The following is a 17,251-nucleotide window of genomic DNA, read 5'->3' as shown; positions in this document are numbered from 1 at the left end:
GCCGCTCGGAGCAGCCGATGAGCCTCCTGGACGTCCTCGCCATCGTGCTGCTGCTCGCGACGAACGGGTTCTTCGTGGGCGCGGAGTTCGCGCTGATCTCCGCCCGCCGCACGCAGATCGAGCCGCTGGCCAAGGAGGGCTCCAGGAAGGCCCGGGCGGTGCTCTCCGCCATGGACTCGGTGCCCCTGATGCTCGCCGCCGCCCAGCTCGGCGTGACCCTGGCCTCGCTGGCGCTCGGAGCCGTCGGCGAGCCGGTCATCGCCCACGCCCTGGAGCCGCTGTTCTCGGCCCTCGGACTGCCCGTGGGCCTGGTGCATCCGACCGCCTTCGCCCTCGCCATGTTCATCGTCGTCTCAGCGCACGTGATCATCGGCGAGATGGTGCCGAAGAACCTGTCCCTCTCCAGCCCCGACCAGGCGGCCCTGTGGCTCGTGCCGCCCCTGCGCCTGGTCGCCCGCGCCACCCGCCCGCTGCTGGTCGGGATCAACGCCATCGCCGCCGCCGTCCTGTGGGTGCTGAGGATCCCGCCGACCGAGGAGATCCGCTCTGTCTACACCTCGGACGAGATGCCGGCCCTCATCCAGGAGTCGCGCAGGCACCGGCTGCTGGAGCAGGACGAGCACGATCGCATGATCGCGACGCTCGCCCTGCACGCCCGTCCGGTGGAGTCGGTCATGGTGCCGATCAGCGAGGTCGTCAGCCTGCCCGCCACGACCCGCGTGTCCGAGCTGCAGGAGAACGCCGGGCGCTACGGCCACTCGCGCTTTCCCGTACGCGGTGACGACCCGGGCGAGCTGTCCGGGTACCTCCACGTCCTGGACGCCCTCAACGGCCACGCGGCGCACGAGCCCTTACCGGCCCGCGCCCTGCCTCACGTTCACCGCAGGGCCACCCTGGCCGACGTGCTCGCGACGATGCGCAAGCGCCGCGCCCAGCTCGCGGCGATCGTCGACGACGGCGGCGCGGTGACCGGGGTCGTCACCCTGGAGGACGTCCTCACGGGCCTGCTCCACCACGCCAGCCAGGAGGCCCCGAGCTAGGCGCTGCCAGGATCCGTGCGGCAATTGTCTATTTCATCCAGATTCGACTCATAGCCTGACTCGGTGGTTAAGAGCACGGACATCTGGGGCAGCACTGGACAAATGCATGTCGCGACCCGCTCGTCACCCTCACCGGCCTCGTCACCGTCGTCGCAAGGCGGCCGACAATCGTGGCTGGACGCTCTGCGCGGGATCGCGGCACTGATCGTCGTCTTCGAGCACTCGCTGGACGCCCTGCTGCCGGAGATCCGCGGCTCGATCAGTCCATGGTTCGACTTCGGGCAGTACGGCGTGCTGGTGTTCTTCCTGGTCAGCGGGTACGTCATCCCGGTATCGCTGGAACGGCGCGGCAGCGTGCGGGGTTTCTGGATCACCCGGTTCTTCCGCCTCTACCCCCTGTGGGCGTTGGCGGCGGCGATCGGCACCGTGTTCGCCGTCATCGGCGTCTACTCGACCCTCCCGGCGCGGACCTCCGGGCAGCCGTGGAGCGCCACGCTGGCACACCTCACGATGTTGCAGGACCTGCTCCAGGTGCCCAGCGTCGTCAACGTCTTCTGGACCCTCTCGTACGAGATGGCGTTCTACCTCCTGGTCACCGCGATGTTCGTGTTCGGCGTCCATCGGGCCAGCGCCGGGACCTCGCTGACGCTCGCGGTGTGCGCGCTCGTCGCCGGCGCGCTCGTACCCGCCGGGTGGCTGACCCACGCGCTGGGAGCAAGCGTGGTGGGGATCGCGGCCATCGTGCTCCTCGGCGGGATCGCGGCCGTCCTCAGCGCTAAGCACGACGTGCGGCTCCATGGCGCGGCGGTCATCGCCGTCCTCGCCCTGGTGCTCCTCACCTTCAACAGCAGGGTGGGAGCCTGGCAGAGCCTCATCATCCTGGCGACGATGTTCGGCGGGACCGCCATCTACCGGCTTGAGCGTTCGCCGGTCGCGTGGGCGCGGTCACGTTGGATGATCGGCCTCGTGCCCGTCCTCTCGGTCGCCGCGGCGGTGTTGCTCGGGCCGGGGTGGGGCATGTCGGAGGCCGGGCAGCAGGCGTTCAAGTGGAGCTGGTCCACCGCGGTCGTCGCGGCGTGGCTCACCTTCGCCGCCGGGCTCGCCCTCCGCCACCGCACCGTCTCGCCCGTCCTGGTCTGGCTCGGCCTGGCGAGCTACTCCATCTACCTGCTGCATCCCCTGGTCCTGCAGGTCATCAGGCGGCTGACCAGCGATCCCTCGGGGATCCCACTCACGACGCGGCTGGCCTGGGAAGTGGTGTTCTTCACGACCGTGATCGGCTGTGCCGCGCTGAGCTACCGCTTCGTCGAGAAGCCGGCCCAGCGGATGGGACGCCGCCTCGCTCGCGCGGCGAGTGAGCCGTCTTACAGGTGATGTAGTGGGAAAAATGGAGACTTCCTGCGAATACCGCGACAGGGGGCCACAAATATCACCGGCATCGCTAGACTTGCTCGCGGCTTGCCGGGCAGATGGATCCGGCGCCTGGAGTCGGCGTGTGGCCTCGGGCCACCAGCCCTGGCCATTCCGTGGGGACAATGAACGGCGGGCTTGTCGATGTGCGCCCTGACCAGCCCGTGGACGAGTCCGCGGGCAAGCCGCCCGGCAGGGCGAAGCGGCCCTGGATGGCGTGGCTGTGGTGCCTGGTCGCGGCGGTCACGGGCGTTTCCGTAGCGGGCGGTGCCACGCTGGTGGGCGCGTACAGCAAGCTGAGCGGCAACATCAAGCACGTCGACATCGACGCCAAGGACCTCGGCACGCGCCCGGCCAAGGTCAGCAAGGCCCTGAACATCCTGATCGTGGGCTCGGACACGCGAGCGGGCGCCAACGTGAAGTACGGCCACCGAGATCTGGGCGAGCGCACCGACACGATCATCCTGGCCCACGTGTCCCCCAACCACGACAACGCCCTGCTCATCAGCTTCCCGCGTGACTCGCTGGTTCAGCTGCCCACCTGCCCGCCCAAGCCCAAGAACGGGCTGGCAGGGCAGCGCGCCCACGTAGGCATGATCAACGAGTCGTTCAACTTCGGCGGCATCGGCTGCACCTACAGGACGATCGAGTCGCTCACCGGCATCCGTATCGACCACTACGCCAAGGTAGACTTCACCGGCTTCAAGAGCATGGTGAACGCCCTCGGAGGCGTCGACATCTGCGTGCCGAAGGCGATCGACGACAAGAAGGCGATGCTGCACCTGGCCGCCGGCAAGCAGACCGTGAAGGGCGAGCAGGCCCTCGGGTACGTCCGCGCCCGCTACAGCCTGGGCGACGGGTCCGACATCGGCCGCATCCAGCGGCAGCAGATGTTCATCGCCTCGATGATCAAGAAGGCGATGAGCGGGGCCACGCTGAGCGACCCCGCCAAGCTGTTCCGCTTCCTCGACGCGGCCACCAAGTCCGTCACGACCGACCCCGGGCTGACCGTGGGGGTCATGAAGGACCTGGCGTCGAGCGCTCAGGGCTTGGCCGCCGGGGACATCCGCTTCGTCACCACGCCATGGCGCTACTCCCTCACCCAGCCCGGCCGGGTCGAGTGGGTGCAGCCGCAGGCCAAGAGACTCTTCCAGCTCGTGGCGACCGACACGAAGATCCAGGGCTCGCACATCAAGACGGGCCGCCAGGGCAAGGTGTCGAAGTCCAAGATCGAGATCTCGGTGCAGAACGGCACCACCCGGGGCGGCCTCGGCACGCAGGTCGCCGCCGCGCTGGAGCAGCGCGGCTACACCGTCGTCAAGGTCGGCGACACGAAGCGCAAGCCGTATCCCAAGACGACGATCATGTACGCCGCGGACGGGCAGAGCAGGGTGCCGACGCTGGCCGGCGACCTGCTGGTCTCGCGCAGCGCCCCCGTGAAGAACGTCACCACGACCAGGCTCGTGCTGGTGATCGGCTCCGACTGGAAGGGCCTCAAGGCCGCCCCCGTCTCCGAGGAGGAGCTCAAGGGGATCGACGCGACGCAGGACTCCTGCTCGGCCGAGTGACACCGCTCGTCATCGTCTTTCCCCCGGTTGGGGATGATTGTTGCATCCGCTCCCTTTGGGGTACGGAACCGGACATGTGTCACTTGCTCTCTGTTGTGGGTGAGCCTCGGTAAGAGGCGTGATCCCGCCGGCGGATCGGCGGGATACCCAGAGCGGCATGGGGGAACGGGGCGAGTGTCCGGGCATCGCAAGGATGGTGAGCTATGCGACGTGGAGTGATCTTCGATATCGACGGCACCCTGGTCGACACGAACTACCTGCACGTGACCGCCTGGTGGGAAGGTTTCCGGCGGCAGGGTCGTGACGTCCTCATGGTGGACATCCATGGAGCCATCGGCCGGGCCGATCGGGATCTCATCGACTACCTGCTTCCCGACGTGTCGGACGAGGAGGCCCAGGCCATCTCCGACGCGCACGCGGAGCTGTACAAGCCGCACCTCGACGAGGTACGGCCGGTGCCGGGGGCGGGCGAGCTGCTGCAGAGCCTCTCTGATCGAGGGCTGCTCGTGGTGGCGGCGACCAGCGCCCCGAAGGACGAGGCCGAGCGCCTGATAGGCATCACCGGGGCGCAGGACGCCGTCTCCGCCCTCGTGCATTCGGGCGACGTGGACAAGTCCAAGCCCCACCCCGAGCCGATACGCCAGGCACTCGACAAGTCGAGCCTGCAGCCCAATAATGCGATCATGGTGGGGGACAGCGTGTGGGACGCGCTGGCCGCCCGCGCGGCGAAGGTCGGATGCGTCGCCCTCCGGTCCGGCGGCATCGACACCGGATCCCTTCTGGAGGCGGGAGCCGAGGCCGTGTACAAGGACTGCCGGGATCTTCTGTACCACCTGGAAGAGACCCCGATCGGCCGGCTCCTGCAGAACTGACGCAGGATGGCCGCGTGAGCCGGCACGAGCACGAAAGCACGGAGTCGCCGCGCTCGCCCGCCGTCCATCGAACCCGGCGGCCATCCACGGCGTATTGCTAGATCAGAAGGAGAGTGGTCGGACATGGCACAGCAGGCGGTCATCGGCGTCACGGGACTCGGGGTCATGGGCCGCAATCTCGCGCGCAACTTCGCCAGACACGGATACACGGTCGCCGTGCACAACCGGACGAGCGCGAAGACCAAGGCGCTGATCGAGGAGTTCGGTCACGAGGGCGAGTTCGTCCCCGCGGAGACGCCGGAGGCCTTCGTCGCCTCGCTGGCGCGGCCACGCAAGATGGTGATCATGGTGAAGGCGGGCCAGTCGACCGACGCGGTGATCGAGGAGTTCGCGCCCCTGCTCGAACCCGGCGACATCATGGTCGACGGCGGCAACGCCCACTTCCGCGACACCCGGCGCCGCGAGAAGGCGCTCAAGGAGCTCGGCATCCACTTCGTCGGTGTCGGCATCTCGGGCGGCGAGCAGGGCGCGCTCGAAGGCCCGAGCATCATGCCCGGCGGTTCCCGCGAGGCGTACAAGTCGCTGGGCCCGATCCTTGAGGACATCGCGGCCAAGGTGGACGGCGTGCCGTGCTGCACGTACGTCGGACCCGACGGTGCCGGACATTTCGTGAAAATGGTGCACAACGGCATCGAGTACGCCGACATGCAGCTCATCGCCGAGGCGTACGACCTGCTCCGCAAGGGCGTGCGGATGTCTCCCCCCGAGATCGCCCAAGCGTTCCGCACCTGGAACAGGGGGCGGCTGGAGTCGTACCTGATCGAGATCACCGCCGAGGTGCTCTCGCACATGGACCGCACCACCGGGAAGCCGTTCGTCGACGTGGTGCTCGACCAGGCGGAGCAGAAGGGCACCGGCCGCTGGACCGTGCAGGCGGCCCTCGACCTCGGAGTGCCGGTCGACGGCATCGCCGAGGCGGTCTTCGCCCGTTCTCTCTCCGGCCACGTCGACATGCGCAAGGCGGCGCGCATCCTCCCCGGCCCTACCGGCGGCGGCCTTACGTCCTCCTTCGCCGACGACGTGGAGCAGGCACTGTACGCCTCGAAGGTCGTCGCCTACGCGCAGGGCTTCAACGAGATCCAGGCCGGCAGCGCGGAGTACGGCTGGAACATCAACCTCGGCGCGATGGCCACCATCTGGCGTGGCGGCTGCATCATCCGGGCCCGCTTCCTCGACCGCATCCGCGCGGCCTACGAGGCGGACCCGAACGCCCCCACGCTGCTGTCCGACGTCCACTTCGCGGCCGAGATGGGGCAGGCCCAGGACGGGTGGCGCGACGTGGTCGCCGCCGCTATCAGGCGGGGCATCCCCGCCCCCGGCTTCTCCAGCTCGCTCGCGTACTACGATGCGCTGCGCGCCGAGCGGCTCCCCGCGGCCCTGATCCAGGCGCAGCGCGACTACTTCGGCGCCCACACCTACCGCAGGGTCGACCGCGAGGGCGTCTACCACACCCACTGGGAGCTCACCGGCCACCCCGAGACCCGCGTCGACGTCTGACGCCAGGAGAAGCGCCGGCGGAGTACGCCGGTCGAACGTCGGCGTCCGGAGGCAGGAGCCTCAGGACGCCGACCTCGCGCGCTGCTCCTGCTCGGCGATCAGCTCGGCGAGGGTGGTCTCGTCGTCTGCGTCCACCGTCCGCCACACTCCCGCGGCCTCGATCTCGTCGTCGAATCGCAGCCGGGTGGCCCAGAAGCGCCCGGTGTCCGACTGGAAGACCATCCACCCGGAAGGGTCCAGCTGAGCGGGGTTCATCGTGCCTCCTGCTGACGGCGCCCAGACAACGGCGGAGGTGGGCCGGCGCACCGGCTGACGGGAAGGGCTGTGGGTTCGCGCACTGAACGCACCTCGGTTCCGAATCGCAAAAGACCCGTCAAAGACATGAATCATCCTTAGGGGTCCGCCAGTTATGGCGTCATCGGTCTGCGCGAGTTACATCCGCGCTACGGTCAGCGTGAGGGCTTGATAACTCGGTGTCACCGTTGCAGTGGTGCCGCACCGTCGTTGCCGCAACACGTGGAGTGACCATGACCATCGGCGAGGATCTGCGCGCCGCCCGTCAGCGTGCGGGCCTCAGCTTGGGGCAGCTCGCGTTGATTTCGGGTGTTTCCGCAGGTCACCTCAGCCGGGTCGAGCGGGGTGCCCGCGAGATCACACCCACGTTACTACGGCATTACGAGATCGCCTTGAGCAACGTGACGGTTCCTTTTGCCGCAACGGGAACGCCGGATGCCTGCACCCCTGAAGTGGGTACCGTCGATGACATGAAGCGGCGAGGCCTACTCTCAGTCATCGCGGCGGCGTCCGTGGGGGTCGCCACGGGTGAGCCTCTTACCCGTCTGCTCGAAGGCCTCGGCGCCGAGCCGCCGACCCGTGTCGGCTTACCCGAGGTGCAGGCCGTGGAAGCCGCCGCCGATCTCTACATGCGCATGGATCTCGCCCGCGGAGGCACCGCGGCGATCGCGATGGCACGCGGCTCCCTTGAGTGGGCGGTGAAGTTACAAGACCGGCCCATGTTCGAGCCCACGCGCGAGCGGCTCTGCTCGGCCATCGGGCTGCTGGCCGACCGCATGGGGTGGGCGACGTACGACCAGGGCCAGATGGAGCGGGCGGCGAGGCTCCTCACCTTCGCGCTCGACTCGGCGGCGCGCGGCGCCGACCGAGACCTGCGGGCGCACACCATGCTCGATCTGTCCGTCGCCTTCGCCGACATGGGCAGGCCGCGCGACGCCGTCGAGATCCTCCGCCTCGCGCTCGGGGACGAGCGCATCTCCAGCGCCGAGCGCGCCAACGTGCACGCCGTGGCCGCCCGCCACTGCGCCTCGGCCGGCGACCGGGCGGGCGGGTTGCGGCACATCGGCCTCGCGGAGGAGGCGCTGGCCCGCGAGGAGCCGGCGGTGGCACCCGACTGGGCGCGCCACATCACCGTCTCCCCCGGCCATCACGACAGCGCGCTGGGGCTGGCGCTGTTCCAGCTCGGCGACGACGTACGAGCGCGCGAGCGCCTGGCCGCGGCGCTCGACAGGCTCGGCGAGAGCCGTACGCGCACGGGGCTGCGCTGCCTCACCCGCCTCGCGGTGCTCCGCATTCGTGAGGGTGACCGCGACACCGGCACCGAGCAGGCGCGCCGCGCGGTCATGCTGGCCGAGGGCGTGTGCTCCACGCGGGTCACGAGAGACCTCCGCATGATGATCGACGGTGTCCGCCAGTGCGGCATGCACGAGCTGGCCCGCGAGCTGACCGGTTCCCTGACCCCCGTCTGAGCCCGCGTGGACACCGGCCCCTTCTGAGCCCGCGTGGACACCGGCCCCTTCCGCGCCCGCGTGGACACCGGCCCCTTCCGCGCCCGCGGGCGCGGCGGATCAGCCGTTCGTCCGCGCCGCATGAACCCCTCCGGTGCGCGGATCGGACTTTCGCCGAGCGCTCTGGTGCCCGAATTCGGCTAGCCTCGCCTGGTCCCCGCCAACGCGGCCGCGCGGCCTGGTCTCACCGCGCCCACGCGGCCCTCCCCCGGAAGGTGTGTTCATTGATCGGCTGGTTCGAGGCGTTCGTGCTGGGCTTGGTACAGGGGCTCACGGAGTTCCTGCCCATCTCCTCCAGCGCCCACATCAGAGTGGTCTCCGCCTTCTTCGGCTGGAAGGACCCCGGAGCCGCCTTCACCGCCGTCATCCAGCTCGGCACGGAGACCGCCGTCCTGATCTACTTCCGCAAGCGCATCTGGGACATCGTCTCCACCTGGACGCGCTCGCTCTGGACCCCGGAGCTGCGGCAGGAGTCGGCCGCGCGCATGGGGTGGTACGTCATCGCGGGCAGCATCCCCATCGGCGTGCTCGGTCTCGCGTTCAAGGACCAGATCGAGACCACCGTGCGCGACCTGCGGCTGATAGGCGCCTGCCTGATCGTCTTCGGCCTCCTTCTCGCCGTCGCCGACCGCATGGCCCGCAACGAGCTGACCCTGGACAAGAACCTCAACCTGCCGCACGCCCTGACGTACGGCCTGGCCCAGGCGCTCGCCCTCATCCCCGGCGTCTCCCGGTCCGGCGGCACGACCGGCGCCGGCCTGCTGCTCGGCTACCGGCGCGAGGAGGCCGCGGAGTACTCGTTCCTGCTGGCGATCCCGGCCGTGCTGATGTCAGGCGTGCTGGAGCTGTTCAAGATCGGCGACGGTCAGGCGCCCGACTGGGGGCCGACGATCCTCGCCACGATCGTGTCGTTCGTCGTCGGGTACGCGGCCATCGCCTGGTTCCTGCGGTACATCAGCACCCACCGCTTCACACCGTTCATCGTGTACCGGGTGATCCTCGGCGCCTTCGTCATCATCGCCGTCAGCCTCGACCTCATCCCAGCGAGCTAGCGTCCTCCACCGCTGCGGGCCCGGTGGAGACGGGCGTCTTCAAGGTCACGGACGCCGAACCGGTCGTGTCCAGCGGCCCGCTGAAGCCTGTGAAGATCGGATTCGAACCTGTGTACGAGTCTGTGGATACTGTGGATAACTCCTTCGGCCTCGGACCCCTGGCGGGAAGTCGTCCCGGCGTCGAGGGCATGGGTGAGGAGTACAGACTGGACGAGCCGCGGGCCGTGCGGGTTCACCACACTTCTCCTGACATGTCTTGACAGGACTGGTTACGGGGAACGCTAATCCGGTGTAGCAGCCGACCCGGCTCCAGTCGCGAGGGTGTGAGCCGGCGAGAGAAAGGCGCCCATCGTGTCCGATCTCCCCCAGTTGCCGTTCACGCGGCGTAACCAGCTGGATGTGCCACCGACATACCGCGAGCTGCGCGAGCAGTCGCCGATCAGCCGGGTGAGAACCCAGGCCGGCGACGAGGCCTGGCTCGTCACCGGTTACGAAGAGGTACGGCGACTGCTCGCCGACGACAGGCTCGGCCGCTCCCATCCCGATCCCGACGCCGCGCCGCGGATCTCCAGCTCGGTGATCCTCGGCGGCCCGAGAGGTGACTACTCGACCGAGAAGCAGGAGCACGAGAGGATGCGCAAGCTTCTCGCTCCGGCGTTCTCTGCTCGGCGGATGAAGGCGCTGACCGACCACGTGCAGGACCTGGTCGACGACCTCCTCGACCGCATGGCCACCAAGTCGCCGCCGGTCGACCTGCACGAGCACTTCTCCTTCCCGCTTCCCGTGCTGGTCATCTGCGAGCTGCTCGGCGTGCCGTACGAGGACCGCGACCGGTTCCGGGCGCTGGCGGACGGTATGACGAACATGACCGACCCGGCGGCGGCCACCATGGCGATGGACGAGCTCAGCGCCTACATCCACGGGCTGGTGCTGGAGAAGCGCCGGCACCCGGCCGAGGACGTCCTGTCCGACATGGCCAACATGGACGCCGACGACAAGGAGATCTCCGACCTCGGGGCGGGCCTGCTGTTCGCCGGGCACGAGACCACGGTCAACCGCATCGACTACGGCGTCGTGTTCCTGCTCAGCGACCTGGCCCAGCGCGACGCGCTGGCCGCCGACCCCTCCCTCGCGCCCGCCGTGGTGGAGGAGATCCTGCGCATGGCCGCGCCGTCCGACCACGGGCTCGTGCGGTACGCCAAGGCGGACATCGAGTTCGGCGACGAGACCATCCGTGCCGGCGAGGCGGTGCTCATCCTCACCTCGGCGGCGAACCGCGACGAGAGCGTCTTCGACGAGCCCGATGTGTTCGACATCGGTCGCGAGGCCGTGGATCCTCACGTCGCGTTCGGGTACGCCCAGCACTACTGCATCGGGGCGAACCTCGCGCGGGTCGAGCTCCGGGCGGTGTTCGGCACCCTGCTCCAGAGGTTCCCGACGATGGAGCTGGCCGAGCCCCTTCACCGGCTGCGCACCCGCACCGGCCGCCTGACGGGCGGCTTCGTCGAGCTTCCCGTCACCTGGTGACCTGCCCCAGCCCGCGGGTCAGCGGGACCGCGAGACCTTTACGAGGTGTCTCGCGGTCCCGCTGCCGTACCCGGCAAAAGCCGCAATCGACACTTAACGCGTCTTGTAACCAATTTTGATCGGCCCCGTTAAGATTTAGTTTGATCATCATGCTGATCGGGGAGAAATGCTGACCCTGTGGTACGACCGTCCCGCGAACGAGGCGGATGAGCACGACGCGTGGGAACGGCTGGCACTGCCGATCGGCAACGGCAGGCTCGGCGCGACGGTGTTCGGACGGCTCGGAACCGAGCGTGTCGCCCTCAACGAGAGCACCCTGTGGACCGGCGGCCCCGGCTCGAAGGACGCCCAGCACGGATACGGCTTCGGCGACTGGCCCGCTCCCCGGCCGGGCGCTCTGGACGAGGTCAGGCGGCGGATCGCGGAGGACGGGCGCGTGGAGCCCCGCGAGGCGGCCCGCCTGCTCGGAAACCCCGCCGGGATGGAAGGTCACATCCCCGGGTTCGGCGCCTACCAGCCCTTCGGCGACCTCTTCCTCGACACCGGGACGACGGCCGGGGTCTCGGACTACCGCCGCGAGCTCGACCTTTCCACTGCCATCGCGTCGGTGCGCTACACGGCGGGCGGGGTCCGCTTCACGCGCGAGTACTTCGCCAGCCACCCGGCCCAGGTGGTCGTCATACGGCTCGCCGCCGACCACCCCGGCCAGGTGTCCGTCACGGTACGGCCGGCCGCCGCCGCCCCGGTCTGTCCCCCGGTACGGGCGGAGGCGGGCCGCATGACACTCCGGGGAGCGCTGGAGGACAACGGGCTGCGCTTCGAGGGTCAGGTGCGGGTGCTGGCCGAGGGCGGCAGCCGTACGGACGAGGGCGGGGCGGTGGCGGTGCGCGGCGCCGACGCCGTGACCGTGGTGTTCTCGGCGGGCACCGACTACGCCGGCGTGCACCCGGGCTATCGCGGAGACGACCCGCACGTGACGGTCACCTCGCGCGTCGACCACGCGTGCGCCCGGAGCTACGCGGAGCTGCGTGCCGAGCACGTCGCCGACCACCAAGACCTCTTCGATCGCGTCCAACTCGACATCGGTGGATATTTCGCGACAGGGACGCGAAAGACGGTGCCGACGGACCAGGCGATCGCGGCGTACGGCGACGGCGGCCCCCGCGACCGGGCGCTCGAAACGCTGCTGTTCGCCTACGGCCGCTACCTGCTGATCGCGTCGTCACGGTCGGACTCGCCGCTGCCGGCCAACCTGCAGGGCCTGTGGAACGACAGCACCACGCCCCCGTGGGACGGCGACTGGCACACCAACGTCAACGTCCAGATGAACTACTGGCCGGCCGAGGTCACCGCACTGAGCGAGTGTGTGCCGCCACTGCTGCGCTTCGTCGACGCGCTGCGCCCTCCGGGCAGGATCACCGCCAGGACCATGTTCGGCGCGTCCGGCTGGGTGGTCCACCAGAACACCAACCCTTTCGGGTTCACCGGGGTGCACGACTGGCCGACGTCCTTCTGGTTCCCCGAGGCGAGCGCCTGGCTGGCTCAGCACGTCTACGAGCGCTACCTGTTCAGCGGTGACCTCGGTTACCTGCGCGACCACGCCTATCCCTTGCTCCGCGAGACGGCCGGCTTCTGGCTCGACCAACTGACCGAGGAGCGCGGGCTCGTCGTCTCCCCCAGCCACTCGCCCGAGCACGGGCCCTTCTCGGCCGGCGCCGCGGTGTCGCAGCAGATCGTGTGGGACCTGCTGGCGAACACCGTCGAGGCCGCGGACTACCTGGGCGTCGATCCGGGCTACCACCTGCTCAAGGCCCTCGGTGAGCTGGACGAGGGTCTGCGGGTGGGGTCGTTCGGCCAGCTCCAGGAGTGGCGGGAGGACTGGGACGACCCCGACGACACCCACCGGCACGTGTCCCATCTCTTCGCGCTGCACCCGGGCCGCCGCATCCGTCCCTGCACCGAGTACGGCGAGGCCGCGCGAGTGACGCTCGACCATCGCGGGGACGGCGGCACCGGCTGGAGCAGGGCCTGGAAGATGAACCTCTGGGCCCGGCTGCTCGACGGCGACCGGGCGCACCACCTGCTCGGCGAGCAGCTCAGGCACGGCATCCTGCCCAACCTGTGGAGTACGCACCCCCCGTTCCAGATCGACGGCAACCTCGGGACGACGGCCGGGATCGCCGAGATGCTCCTGCAGAGCCACGCGGGCGTGGTCGACGTGCTTCCCGCGCTGCCGTCCGCGTGGCCGTACGGCTCCTTCGACGGCCTGTGCGCCCGGGGCGGCCACACGGTGGGCGCCAGCTGGCAGGAAAGCGAGCTCGTCGAGGTGCGGCTCGTCTCGGGCATCGACGGCGAGGTGCGGCTGCGCAATCCCGCGTTCCTGAACGGCTGCCGCACCCATGTGCCCTGTGCCGTCGAGGATGACACGGCCACGTTCCAGGCGACCGCCGGCAGCGCGTACCGGATCACGATCGGCTGAACGCACCACCAGGACCAGACATAACGCCATATATCCATACAAGGAATGGCGGAGTGTCGTACTCGCGGGACACGAAGCGGTAACAACGCGTGCCCGCACCGTCACCACGGCTTGACAGGGAGGTCGGTATATCGTCTTATACACCTAACCGACTTATTAAGTAGGAATTAGGGAGTGTTCCATGAGGGTTCGCAGGCTCCGGGGGATGGCGGCAGCACTGGCCGCGGTCGCCGTGACCGCCCTTGCGGCGGCCTGCGGCGGAGGCGACACTTCCGCCTCCGGCGGCGGCGACGCGGCCAAGACCGAGGTCCGCCTCGGCTTCTTCCCGAACATCACGCACTCCACGGCGCTGGTCGGGGTCAAGAAGGGGTTCTTCGCCAAGGCGCTCGGCAGCAGTGCGACGCTGAAGACCGCGACCTTCAACGCCGGCCCCGCCGCCACCGAGGCGATCTTCTCCGACGCCATCGACGCGACGTACATCGGGCCGAACCCCGCGATCAACGCCTGGTCGAAGTCCAAGGGCCAGGCGATCAAGATCGTCGCCGGGTCGGCGTCGGGCGGCGTCTACCTCGTGGTCAAGCCGACGATCAACAGCGCCGCCGACCTCAAGGGCAAGAAGATCGCGACGCCGCAGCTCGGCAACACGCAGGACGTCGCGCTGCGCTTCTGGCTCAAGGACAAGGGCCTCAAGACCGACACCAAGGGCGGCGGCGACGTCTCGATCGTCCCTCAGGAGAACGCGCAGACCCTGCAGACCTTCGCCACCGGCGACATCGACGGCGCGTGGGTGCCCGAGCCCTTCGCGAGCCGGATGATCCAGGAGAGCAAGGGCAAGATCCTCGTCACCGAGGCCGACCTCTGGCCGAACAAGCAGTTCGTGATCACGCACCTCATCGTCAGGCAGCAGTTCCTCAAGGAGCACCCTGACCTGGTGAAGAAGCTGATCGAGGCGCACGTCGAGTCCAACGCCTACATCCAGAGCGACCCGGCCGGCGCCAAGGAAGCGATCAACGCGGAACTGAAGGACCTGTCCGGCAAGCCTCTCAAGACCGAGGTGCTGGACAGCGCGTTCAAGAACATCACCTTCACCAACGACCCGATCGCCTCCTCCCTGGTGACCAGCGCCGAGCACGCCCAGCAGGTCGGCCTGCTCGACCCGGTGGACCTGAACGGCATCTACGACCTGACGATCCTCAACGAGGTGCTGGCCGCCAAGGGCCAGCAGGCGGTGAGCGACAAGTGAGCAAGCACCGCACCCCACAAGAGCCGACGCGGCGCTCCCGGTCACGGGCCGGCGAGCCGCTGGGTGAGGAGTCGAAGTGACAGCTCCGATTCAGGAGCTGCGCCCCAGCCGGGCCGACGGGCGTGAGCCCGCGGTCCGGCTGGACGCGGTTTCCAAGGTGTACGGCCGGGAGCTCCTCGCCCTCGACCGGGTGACGCTGTCGGTGGACAAGGGCGAGTTCGTCTGCCTGCTCGGAGCGTCGGGCTGTGGCAAGAGCACGATGCTCAGCCTGGTCGCCGGGCTCGACCGCCCCACGGCCGGGGAGATCGACACCAAGGGCGGGCGCATCGCGATGATGTTCCAGGAGCCCGCCCTGTTCCCGTGGCTCACCGTCTCGGCCAACATCGAGCTGGCGCTCCGGGTGAAGAGCTCGGTCAGGAGCACCACCAAGAAGGAGCGCCGCGCGCGGGCGGAGGAGCTGCTGGAGATCGTCCACCTGGGCGGCTTCGGCGCCAAGCGCCCGCACGAGCTGTCCGGCGGCATGCGCCAGCGCGTCGCCCTGGCCAGGGCTCTGGCCCAGGACGCCGACGTGCTGCTCATGGACGAGCCCTTCGGCGCCCTGGACGCCATGACCCGCGACCTGCTCCATGACGAGCTGGAGCGCATCTGGCGGGAGCGCGAGCTGTCCGTCCTGTTCGTGACCCACAACGTGCGTGAGGCCGTACGCCTGGGCGACCGGGTCGTGCTGCTGAGCAGCAGGCCCGGCACGGTGATCGAGGAGTTCCCCGTCACGCTGCCCCGGCCGCGCCGTACGGACTCCGGGGAGGTGGCCGAGCTGGCCGCGAGCATCACCGACAGGCTCCGCCAGGAGGTGCTGCGTCACGCCCGGCCTTCGCAGCAGCCCGTCGGCGCCGGCGCCGAGAAGTGACGGATGACCATGACCACTGATATTTCACAACAGATAGCCGGTCTGGACGCGCTGGAGCTGTCCCACCGCGAGCAGCGCGGCGTCGCCGCGAGGATCTGGTCGCGCGCCTGGCCGATGATCTCGGCCATCGTGCTGGTCCTCGCGATCTGGGAGCTGGTCGTGCTCAGCGGGTGGCGCCCCGAGTACGTCTTCCCCGGCCCCGTCGCCGTCTTCGGAGACCTCTGGACCCGCCTCGGCGACGCCGAGTTCTACCAGGCCGTGGCCGTGACGATGCGCCGCGCCGTCACCGGGTTCGCGGTCGCGGTGCTGGTCGGGCTGGTCGTCGGCGCGGCCGTGTCACGGGTGCGTCCCCTGCGGGCGGCGTTCGGCTCCCTGATCACCGGACTGCAGACCATGCCCTCCATCGCGTGGTTCCCGCTGGCGATCCTGCTGTTCAAGCTGAGCGAGAGCGCGATCCTCTTCGTGGTCGTCCTCGGCGCGGCGCCGTCCATCGCGAACGGGCTGATCGCGGGCGTGGACTACACCCCTCCGATCCTGCTCAGGGCCGGGCACATCCTCGGCCTGCGGAGGCTGGCGCTGTACCGGCACGTCATCCTGCCCGCCTCGCTGCCGTCGTTCCTCTCGGGGCTCAAGCAGGGGTGGGCGTTCGCGTGGCGGTCGCTGATGGCGGGCGAACTCCTTGTGATCATCGCCAACCAGACGTCGATCGGCGAGCAGCTCGACAACGCGAGGGAGCTCTCCGACGCCCCCGGCCTGCTGGCCACGATGATCGTGATCCTCGTCATCGGCATCGTCGTGGACATGTGTTTCGGCGCGGCCGACAACGCTCTCCGGCGCCGCTGGGGGCTCGACCAGCGCGTGGGCTGATGCGGATCTCCGCCAGGACGCAGTACGCCCTGCGCGCCGCCGCGGAGCTTGCCGCCGCTCCTCCGGGCCCCGTGCCCGCGGAGCGGATCGCGAGCTCCCAGGACATTCCCCGCAGATTCCTGGACAACATCCTGCTCCAGCTGCGGCGCGCGGGCCTCATCGAGAGCCAGCGGGGCCCCGAGGGGGGCTACTGGCTCGCGAGACCGGCCACCGAGATCACTCTCGCCGACATCATCATCGTGATCGAGGGCGCGCCCTCCCACGGCGAGCGGTTCCCGGGCGTCGCCGGGCCGCTTGCCGACGTGTGGACGGCGCTGCGGACCTTCGAGAACACGACGCTGACGGAGATCACGCTGGCCCACATCGCCAGCGGCTCCCTCCCGCCTCTCGCCTGAGGCCGGCCGGTGCCTTACCGGAAAGCCGCAGAAGGCCCCGTCCTTCAGGGCGGGGATGAATGCGGTCCCCTTCAGGGGATGGCCCGCCGGAGGCGGGGCAGGACCGAGCGCGAAGCGCGTCTCGGTCCCGCTGGGTGGTCAGGTGGGTCGGCGTTGTTGTTCGATGTACGCCTTGATGATCGTGAGTGGTGCGCTGCCGCAGGAGGTTGCGAGGATGACGGTGACCGGAAGTGGCCACGCGTGATGGCCCGGATCACGTCGGAATCCAGCGTCGGTGGCGCCAGCTAGACGATAATGTGTTCGAGTAGCCATTGATGCGGAGCGTATTGGTCGTGGCAGGGGGTGTGGGCGGTGAAGTTGCGCTACAACTTCCGGCGCTACCCCGACGCTGCGCAGCGCCAGATGCTGGCCAAGACGTTCGGGTGCGCCCGGGTGGTGTGGAACGACGCGTTGGCCGCGCGCAAGGCCGCCCGCAAAGCCGGGCTCGGGTTCATCGGGGACGCGGAGATTCAGCGCCGGGTGCTCACCGCCG

At 69.3% G+C, this 17,251-nt stretch carries 16 protein-coding genes and 1 pseudogene; 16 read left to right on the top strand and 1 reads right to left on the bottom strand.

Translation table 11 applies throughout. From position 1 onward, the window contains the following. Positions 1-17: 17 nt before the first annotated feature. The 5 genes from AB0O34_RS08070 to gndA all read left to right on the top strand — a co-directional run bounded on the left by AB0O34_RS08070 (position 18) and on the right by gndA (position 6,447). Positions 18-1,040: a hemolysin family protein gene (locus tag AB0O34_RS08070; RefSeq protein ID WP_363913918.1), complete on the top strand. Its 1,023-nt coding sequence runs from the start codon at positions 18-20 to the stop codon at positions 1,038-1,040. Positions 1,041-1,142: 102 nt separating this feature from the next. Beyond that, positions 1,143-2,414 (top strand): acyltransferase, encoded by a 1,272-nt coding sequence (locus AB0O34_RS08065; protein WP_363913916.1) that lies wholly within the window; start codon positions 1,143-1,145, stop codon positions 2,412-2,414. A 161-nt stretch (positions 2,415-2,575) separates the two neighbouring features. Continuing rightward, positions 2,576-4,018 (top strand): LCP family protein, encoded by a 1,443-nt coding sequence (locus AB0O34_RS08060; protein WP_363913914.1) that lies wholly within the window; start codon positions 2,576-2,578, stop codon positions 4,016-4,018. A 203-nt stretch (positions 4,019-4,221) separates the two neighbouring features. Further along, positions 4,222-4,890, top strand: a complete 669-nt coding sequence (locus AB0O34_RS08055; protein WP_363913912.1) for an HAD family hydrolase — start codon at positions 4,222-4,224, stop codon at positions 4,888-4,890. Between the two features lie 123 nt (positions 4,891-5,013). Further along, positions 5,014-6,447 (top strand): NADP-dependent phosphogluconate dehydrogenase, encoded by a 1,434-nt coding sequence (gene gndA, locus AB0O34_RS08050; RefSeq protein WP_363913910.1) that lies wholly within the window; start codon positions 5,014-5,016, stop codon positions 6,445-6,447. A 60-nt stretch (positions 6,448-6,507) separates the two neighbouring features. Here the strand turns inward: gndA and AB0O34_RS08045 are convergent, their stop codons facing one another. Continuing rightward, positions 6,508-6,702: a hypothetical protein gene (locus AB0O34_RS08045; protein WP_363913908.1), complete on the bottom strand. Its 195-nt coding sequence runs from the start codon at positions 6,700-6,702 to the stop codon at positions 6,508-6,510. 272 nt (positions 6,703-6,974) lie between these two features. Between AB0O34_RS08045 and AB0O34_RS08040 the strand changes: the two are divergent. From AB0O34_RS08040 to AB0O34_RS07990, 11 genes and pseudogenes are all read left to right on the top strand, one after another. After that, a pseudogene (locus tag AB0O34_RS08040) lies at positions 6,975-7,106 on the top strand (helix-turn-helix transcriptional regulator); the annotation flags it as partial. Between the two features lie 147 nt (positions 7,107-7,253). After that, a complete protein-coding gene (locus AB0O34_RS08035) occupies positions 7,254-8,210 on the top strand; it encodes a hypothetical protein (RefSeq protein ID WP_363914048.1) in 957 nt (318 codons plus the stop codon). 254 nt (positions 8,211-8,464) lie between these two features. Beyond that, entirely contained in the window at positions 8,465-9,301 is an 837-nt protein-coding gene (locus AB0O34_RS08030; protein WP_363913906.1) for an undecaprenyl-diphosphate phosphatase, read from the top strand. Between the two features lie 23 nt (positions 9,302-9,324). Further along, the gene (locus AB0O34_RS08025; RefSeq protein ID WP_363913905.1) at positions 9,325-9,561 is read left to right on the top strand and encodes a hypothetical protein; all 237 of its coding nucleotides are present in this window, start codon (positions 9,325-9,327) and stop codon (positions 9,559-9,561) included. 91 nt (positions 9,562-9,652) lie between these two features. Beyond that, the gene (locus tag AB0O34_RS08020) at positions 9,653-10,828 is read left to right on the top strand and encodes a cytochrome P450 (RefSeq protein WP_363913904.1); all 1,176 of its coding nucleotides are present in this window, start codon (positions 9,653-9,655) and stop codon (positions 10,826-10,828) included. Between the two features lie 166 nt (positions 10,829-10,994). Continuing rightward, positions 10,995-13,307, top strand: coding sequence for a glycoside hydrolase family 95 protein (locus AB0O34_RS08015; protein ID WP_363913902.1), 2,313 nt, complete (start codon positions 10,995-10,997; stop codon positions 13,305-13,307). Positions 13,308-13,488: 181 nt separating this feature from the next. Next, a complete protein-coding gene (locus tag AB0O34_RS08010; RefSeq protein WP_363913900.1) occupies positions 13,489-14,550 on the top strand; it encodes an ABC transporter substrate-binding protein in 1,062 nt (353 codons plus the stop codon). Between the two features lie 76 nt (positions 14,551-14,626). Further along, a complete protein-coding gene (locus AB0O34_RS08005) occupies positions 14,627-15,457 on the top strand; it encodes an ABC transporter ATP-binding protein (RefSeq protein ID WP_363913898.1) in 831 nt (276 codons plus the stop codon). 3 nt (positions 15,458-15,460) lie between these two features. Continuing rightward, positions 15,461-16,324 (top strand): ABC transporter permease, encoded by an 864-nt coding sequence (locus tag AB0O34_RS08000; protein WP_363913896.1) that lies wholly within the window; start codon positions 15,461-15,463, stop codon positions 16,322-16,324. Further along, positions 16,324-16,719, top strand: a complete 396-nt coding sequence (locus AB0O34_RS07995) for an Rrf2 family transcriptional regulator (RefSeq protein WP_363913894.1) — start codon at positions 16,324-16,326, stop codon at positions 16,717-16,719. Before AB0O34_RS08000 ends, AB0O34_RS07995 begins: the two co-directional genes overlap by 1 nt. A gap of 351 nt (positions 16,720-17,070) precedes the next feature. Beyond that, on the top strand, positions 17,071-17,251 hold a 181-nt coding region (locus tag AB0O34_RS07990), incomplete at its 3' end, for a helix-turn-helix domain-containing protein (protein WP_363913892.1).

Source organism: Sphaerisporangium sp. NPDC088356, assembly GCF_040685555.1.
Lineage (GTDB): Bacteria > Actinomycetota > Actinomycetes > Streptosporangiales > Streptosporangiaceae > Sphaerisporangium.
The sequence above is the reverse complement of the archived record's forward strand: the minus strand, read 5'-3'. Positions and strand labels throughout refer to the sequence as shown.